Source organism: Rhizobacter koreensis (assembly GCF_013366375.1).
GTDB lineage: Bacteria > Pseudomonadota > Gammaproteobacteria > Burkholderiales > Burkholderiaceae_C > Schlegelella_A > Schlegelella_A koreensis.
The window spans coordinates 362,053-368,166 of the sequence record NZ_JABWMJ010000005.1; the positions used below are offsets into that span (position 1 = coordinate 362,053).

Genomic DNA, 6,114 nt, shown 5'->3' on the forward strand with positions numbered 1-6,114 from the left:
TAGCGGACCCCTGGTCTGACGGCGAAATCAGGAGAGCCAGGGGTCAGCTGATCCAGCGAGGAAATTATATGGACACGGAGCTCAGGCGAAACATCGACAGCAGGGTGCGGCAGGAGATCGAGGACGCGCTATGGAACGTCCCACCTGGGGCACAGCGCCTCCAGCCGCCGCTCTCGCGAGAAGACGAGCTCGCCGCCGGCGCTGACGACGCGCTGAAGGCGGAGCAACTGCGCACGTTGCTGCGGGAAATGTGCGACGCGGGCAAGTCCCTCAGGACGCTCGCTGTGGAGACGAAGGTGTCGCACAGCGTCCTGACGAAGTGGCTGACCGGGAGCTATCCCGGCGACAACGCCGGCGTACTCGAAAAGCTACGGCGCTGGGAGCACACCAGAAGCGTTTCGCCTGGGGAATTGCGCTATCCAGGCATGCCTACCTGGGTCCCGACACAGACCGGCCGCGACATCGAGACCGCACTCGCGTTTGCTCAGCGTGAACCGAGCATCTCGGTGATCTTCGGAGGGGCCGGCGTCGGCAAGACCACTGCTATCCGCCGCTATGCCGAAGAGAACAATAACGTCTGGGTGACGACCAGCAGCCCGGCGCGTGGCTCGATGGCTGCTGCCCTGAGCGACGTTGCAGACACGTTGGGCATGCGCGGGCTTCCCCAGCGCCCTGACCAGGTCTCACGGGACATCATGCAGGCACTTCGAGGAACGGAGGGTCTGCTGATCGTCGACGAAGCGCAGCATCTGAGCGTCGGCGCCCTTGAAGAGCTTCGCTCGATCCACGACTCGTGCGAGATCGGCCTGTGCCTGAGCGGAAACGACTCCGTGTACTCGAAGATGACCGGTGGCGGGCGGAAGGCTGTCTTTGCCCAGCTCTTCAGCCGCATCGGCTGGCGACTTCCTCTGCGAGGTCCCACGGCCGCCGACGTGGACGCGATCCTGGATGCGTGGAAGGTGCCCGGCGCCGCCGAGCACGACGTCGCGCGCCGCATCGCCTCGAAGCCTGGCGGGCTGCGCGGCCTGTTCCAGGTGCTGAGGCAAGCACGCATCGCTGCGGCCGGTGCGCCGGTTACGGCGCAGCTGATGAGCATGGCTTGGCGTGATCTCGGAGGTGACGCATGAGCTCGCACCCGGTTCCCCATCTCTTCGACGCCGAGCAGCTCGTTGATCGCGCCATCAGGGGACAGCTCCTGCCGCCCTCGCAGCGCGACTGGGCGCTGGCGCTCGCAGCCATCGATCCAGTTCTCTTCAGCTCGTACCTACGCACAGCTCAGGTGCTCGAGTCATCCCGTCGCGAACGAGAGCAACTCGTCGATCGCGCCATCAGAGGCCAGCTCTTGCTGCCCTTACATCGTGACTGGGCGCTCGCGCTTGCTGAGGCCGACCCGGAGGGCTTCAGCGCATACCTGCGCGACCGTCACGAGGCGCTCGGCTCGTCCGGCAGTGGCACGCGCGCGGCACTGGATCAAGCGACTGCGGACCAACCCGCGCGCGTCTCGCTCCGCCCGCGACGTGCGGTGCGCCGAGCGACGGAGCCGAGGAGGTCTGAGTCCAATCCCGGAGGACCCCAGGCCCGATAGGAGAGCGACGTGAGCAGCAGGCGGAATCCTTCGAAGGCGCGCGAGTTGGCGGCAGCAACGCGAGCCGTGCTGCGGCATACCCCGCATGGCAAGAAGTCTCAGATCACGGAGCGCGCGGCGAGAGCGCTCGGCTGCAGTCGGGCAACGCTCTACCGCAAGATGCCCCCCGATCCTCTGAAGATCGAGCGGCTCGTCGACCAGGCGATCCTGAAGGGGCGCCTCCTGGCCGATCAGCGCGCGTGGGCCCTGTCGTTTGCGCGGGTGGATGCGCCCAGCCTGCGCTCGGCGCTGAAGAGCGGAGCGCTCCCTGCAGCAACCCCGGTGCTGCTCAGCGCACGAGAGGGCGCGCTGCTCGATGCATTCCGGCGAGCACCGTTCGCGACGCAACTCGAGATCGAGAGCAAAGCGGCGGCGTCAAGCATCGAAGGGGAAGCGGCCGCCAAGCCTGGTGACGGAGCGCCTAGGGTCGGGCATCGGTCTGGTAGTCCAGCCACGCGGCGCGGCACCGGAAGCGCGAAGGCGCGGCAGCGGAAGGGCCGTGCGCAGACCGAACGCGGCGCAGCTCCGATCACGAGCGCAGCGCGCAAGTCATGAAGCCGCGCCTGCGCCTCGTTCATCAACGGCAGAGCTTCATCGGCCGAGTGGCCGCAATGTGCAGGCGGGCTCGCGACTTGGCGTGCTCGGTGGTTGCTCCTCGGACTCAGGCATCAAGACCCGATCCTGTTCGAAAGGCGACGTACGACCCGCGCCCGTTCCGCAGTGGCAAGAAGCCCAAGCGATGAGGCTGGAAATCAGGGGAGCAGCGATGACACACGTCGGACACCGAACGAAGCATCTCCAGCCGAGCACCATCTCCAGTGGCGAGCAGGCACGACCAGCTCTCCGGGCTCAGAAGCTCGCGCTCGTTCACGTCGCGCTCAAGCAGACTGGGTTGAGCGAGGCGGAGTACCGGGAGCTGCTGCGAAGAAGCGGCGGGGTCAGTAGCGCAAAGGAGCTCAGCGAAACAGGCTTTCGGCAGGTGATGCTCGCCTTCGAGCAGCTTGGCTTCGTCCAGCGCACTCGGAAGCACTTCGGCGCGCGTGCCGGCATGGCGACGCCGGCCCAGCTGGTGACCATCCGCCGGATGTGGTCGAAGTGGTCGAATGTGGGAGACGACGCGTCGCTGAATCGCTGGATCGCTGGCCGGTTTGGCATCAGTGCTCTGCGGTTCGCCGACGTTGGAACCGCACAACGCTGCATAGAAGCGCTCAAGGCGATGCTGCGGCGTGCGGCCGCCGACGAAAGCGCAAGCTAGGCTCAGCTAAGCGCTCCGTTCACGAGCGAAGCTCAGTGGCCGGTGCGGCTGCGCTCCTGGGCCTCCTCGAGCTGCTGCCGCATTCGCTGCACCTTGTCGTACACGGTTGCCATTCGAAAAACGTGCATCGTCGCCGCGAGGGTCGAGGTCAGCGCGTACAGGAATAGCCCGAACCCGACGCAACCACCCAGGAGGTTCAGCCAAGGGAGCGCGCGGGCGATCGGCTCCGGCCAAGGCACATAGACCCACCATGCCTTGGCTAAGAGCGCTGCGAGTAAGGCCGCGCACTGCATGACGATGAAGTGGACGAAGGCACCGCAAACCACAACGAAGAGGGTCGGCTCGTCAGGAGCGTCCGGGTCGGTCGCGACGAGCGTGCGCTTGAACTGCTCGTCGCCGAAACCCATGAACATCGCGAAGCCGCCGAGGGTAAACCCGAGCAGGTTCGGCAGGACGCTGATCACGGTGTCCCACCACAGCGGAGCCGACCAGTAGGGATACGCAAACGCCGTCAGCACGAGCGCCAGGTGAAGGTAAGGGGAGCGCACCAGCGCCCGCACGCCACCATAGGCATGCCAGTAGACGGCGAAGTTCTCACGAACGTCCCGATACATGGACTTGCTGTCGGCGTCGGAAGTCACAGGCTCACTGGCCGAGCTTGTTGTCGGCGGCCCGCCCCAACACCTGGAACGTGGTCTCGAGTTCCTCGTCGAGCAGCACCGGCTCCAGCAACGGCCGGCTGTCGGTCGAGTCGTCGAACCGCATGTTGTTCTCGTCGCGCCCCTGAACGCGCACCTTGCCGTTGGTCGCAGCGACCACGGCTAGCTCGGCCGTATCGCGATCCGGAGTCAAGGTCTGACCCGCCTCTGCGACGAGCTCCTGCGTCATCTTTCGAGCATTCTGGGCTTCTAGTCGCTCCAGGAAGCGTCGCGCGACCGCTCCCACGTCATCCGGATTGGGCCTCTTGAGCTCGATCTCGAGGCGACTCAGCACGGGAATGGAAAGCATGCGATCGAGCGCACCCACCTCGGGCACCGCGGTGACCTCGAGCGGTGGAGCACCTGCCGTAGCTGCGGCCTGGTTGAGCAGGTTCTCGAGGAACCGGACGGCCACAGCGGGCGCCATGTGATTGGCCCGATCATGGGCGACGTAGTAGAGCATGTGGCTCTCGGGCCTGAAGTCGAAGGGGAACTGCTGCAGGTGCGGCAGCAGGTGGGCCGGAATCTCAATCTTCTCAAGTTCCTCGTCAGTAGCCTGCTCCTGCGTCATGCTGTTGAACCACGGCTCGTTCGGATCGATCTTCACGAACCTGTAGATCACGCCGGTGAGCCGGTCAGGCAGTTCCGACGTGTACAAGGTACCGAGCAGCATGGCTCGGAGCGAGCCTTGCCGCAGCGTGCGCTTCATGCGGTAGGCGGCTTCGAACACGCGAACGTACTGCGCAGCCGAGTGCGGCTGATGCATCGCGATGTTGATGGCGGCCAGCTGGATCGTTCTCAAGGATTCCCTCCGGTGCAACTGCCCCTTGCCTCCCCGGCGAGCAGGGCCGCCGGATCATCTCATCGGAGCTGCATTGACTCGAGGAGGCATCCACGGGACATTCCCGTAGGGCGCGCCCCGCCGCGTTGCTCGACGCTTTTCCACCGCAGGAACCCACGTCCGCGTATGCCCGCTGTTGCCAAGCTCTCGACCAGCCCCCTGAAGAACACGCGGCTCCTGCGCCGCGCCGGCAAGAAGCTGGGCATGCCGGGCGCCGGGCGCCGAACGGATCGGCGCGCGCGTGAGGGAGCTGCAGGCGGTGCAAGCCGCGCAGCCACTGCCGGCCCGGCCGGCGCTGCTCGCGCGGCTCAGCCCCGAGCTGCTCGACGCCTGCGGCGTGGCCAGGCGCGCCGATCTCGAGAGCGTCGGAGCGCCGGCGTTGATCAGCCCGGCCGGCGTGCTAGCGGGCTCGATCGCCGCGCTGCCGGCCGCGGAGCTCCTCGAGCTTCCAGGATCGATGGGCGCGCTGCGGACCCCGCTCCAGGAGCCGAGCGGCGCGGGACCGCTTCGGCGGGAGCCGATTAGAGGCCCTACAAGGCCCGATCTCGCTTTCGGGCCACCCTGGCCCTACGGGAGCGCCAGACCCCCCGATTGAACGTTTTTGCACAGCGCGCCGGGGCTGTTCGCTTGAGCGGCGGGCAATCAACCGCGCCAACTGCTGGCCGCTGCGCGAGTCGGACCCGCGCGGATTCCATTGAACTGGTTCAGCTGTGCCGGGTCGGTCACTGAGCCGACTATTCCGGGGTGAACCAGGCTCGGATGACGACGACGCTGCAACCGCTTCCGCACCTGGTGGCGATTGCGCAGCGCGCGCTGCAACAAGCCGGCATGGCCGAAGGCCGCGCCGCTCAGCTGGCCGACAAGGTGGTCGAAGCGTTCCGCCAGGAGTTCAACGGCCATCACCTCTACATCCCGAGCAGCCGCCAGCGGGTCACCAAGGCCGAGCGCGCGCTCGAGGCGACGTTGCTGAAGGACCAGGGCCTCACCGTCGACCAGATCCGGCTGCGCATGCGCTGCTCGCGGCACTACGTGCAATGCCTGCTCTCGATCGAGCGCAAGCGCCTTGCCGCGGAGGCCGCCTCGAGCGGCGGCGCGCGGCCAATCACCCCGAGGAATTGAACATGGCAACGAACAAGCAACGCACCGGAGCCGATGGCACCGCGCCGACCGCAGCTGCGGCGATCAACGTGAGCGCGGCCGTGCAGGCCGCGAACTTGGTGAAGGAAACGCTCGCGGCGCTCACGCGCAGGCGGGACGAGCTCACCGCCGAAAAGGAGCGCCTCACCGCGCGAAACGCGGAGCTGTGGCGGATGCCCATCGTCGGCGCGGAGGCACTCGCGTTCGTCCAGAGCAGCATCGACATGCTCGCCGCGGAGTTCGTGCCGTCGATCGCCTGGTCGAAGATGCTCGCGCAGTTTGCGCGCCCTTCCGGCCGCCGGGCCGTCGATGGCGACACCGCCTTGCCGCTCAACCTTGCCGATCTGCACATGGTGAGCGGGACGCGTCGCGTCTCGGGCAGCTCAGCCGCGACGGGTCTTCGGGGCGTGCTCGGGGTGGAGACGCTCGGCCTGCTTGCGTATTTCAGCCCATCGTAGACGCTCGTTTCAGCCGATCGTAGACGGCGTTTCAGCCGAACGTGGACGCCATTTCAAGCTGATCGTGGACGACGTTTCAGCCTGATCGTGGACGATTGCGG

The 6,114-nt window shown here is 66.7% G+C and carries 7 protein-coding genes; 5 read left to right on the top strand and 2 right to left on the bottom strand.

All coding sequences use genetic code 11. The features are described from left to right. Nucleotides 1-68: 68 nt before the first annotated feature. The 3 genes from HQN59_RS13195 to HQN59_RS13205 all read left to right on the top strand — a co-directional run bounded on the left by HQN59_RS13195 (nucleotide 69) and on the right by HQN59_RS13205 (nucleotide 2,879). Nucleotides 69-1,127 (top strand): AAA family ATPase, encoded by a 1,059-nt coding sequence (locus tag HQN59_RS13195; protein ID WP_176069556.1) that lies wholly within the window; start codon nucleotides 69-71, stop codon nucleotides 1,125-1,127. Between the two features lie 467 nt (nucleotides 1,128-1,594). After that, nucleotides 1,595-2,179, top strand: coding sequence for a hypothetical protein (locus tag HQN59_RS13200; RefSeq protein WP_176069557.1), 585 nt, complete (start codon nucleotides 1,595-1,597; stop codon nucleotides 2,177-2,179). A 184-nt stretch (nucleotides 2,180-2,363) separates the two neighbouring features. Continuing rightward, nucleotides 2,364-2,879 (top strand): regulatory protein GemA, encoded by a 516-nt coding sequence (locus tag HQN59_RS13205; RefSeq protein ID WP_176069558.1) that lies wholly within the window; start codon nucleotides 2,364-2,366, stop codon nucleotides 2,877-2,879. A gap of 32 nt (nucleotides 2,880-2,911) precedes the next feature. Here the strand turns inward: HQN59_RS13205 and HQN59_RS13210 are convergent, their stop codons facing one another. Next, nucleotides 2,912-3,520, bottom strand: coding sequence for a hypothetical protein (locus HQN59_RS13210; RefSeq protein ID WP_342451195.1), 609 nt, complete (start codon nucleotides 3,518-3,520; stop codon nucleotides 2,912-2,914). 4 nt (nucleotides 3,521-3,524) lie between these two features. Then, nucleotides 3,525-4,397 carry a DUF4747 family protein gene (locus HQN59_RS13215; protein WP_483414170.1) on the bottom strand — a complete coding sequence of 291 codons (873 nt, stop codon included), beginning with the start codon at nucleotides 4,395-4,397 and terminating at the stop codon, nucleotides 3,525-3,527. A gap of 780 nt (nucleotides 4,398-5,177) precedes the next feature. Between HQN59_RS13215 and HQN59_RS13220 the strand changes: the two genes are divergently transcribed. Together HQN59_RS13220 and HQN59_RS13225 are read left to right on the top strand one after the other, a co-directional pair. Continuing rightward, on the top strand, nucleotides 5,178-5,537 hold the full coding sequence (locus HQN59_RS13220) for a hypothetical protein (RefSeq protein ID WP_176069560.1): 360 nt from the start codon (nucleotides 5,178-5,180) through the stop codon (nucleotides 5,535-5,537). A 2-nt stretch (nucleotides 5,538-5,539) separates the two neighbouring features. Then, entirely contained in the window at nucleotides 5,540-6,013 is a 474-nt protein-coding gene (locus HQN59_RS13225) for a hypothetical protein (RefSeq protein WP_176069561.1), read from the top strand. The last annotated feature ends 101 nt before the right edge of the window (nucleotides 6,014-6,114 follow it).

Excerpts from the sequence above, each read along its gene's own strand:
- HQN59_RS13220 (WP_176069560.1), top strand. The coding sequence starts at position 5,178 with ATGACGACGACGCTGCAACCGCTTCCGCACCTGGTGGCGATTGCGCAG.
- HQN59_RS13225 (WP_176069561.1), top strand. The coding sequence starts at position 5,540 with ATGGCAACGAACAAGCAACGCACCGGAGCCGATGGCACCGCGCCGACC.
- HQN59_RS13205 (WP_176069558.1), top strand. The coding sequence starts at position 2,364 with ATGAGGCTGGAAATCAGGGGAGCAGCGATGACACACGTCGGACACCGA.
- HQN59_RS13195 (WP_176069556.1), top strand. The coding sequence starts at position 69 with ATGGACACGGAGCTCAGGCGAAACATCGACAGCAGGGTGCGGCAGGAG.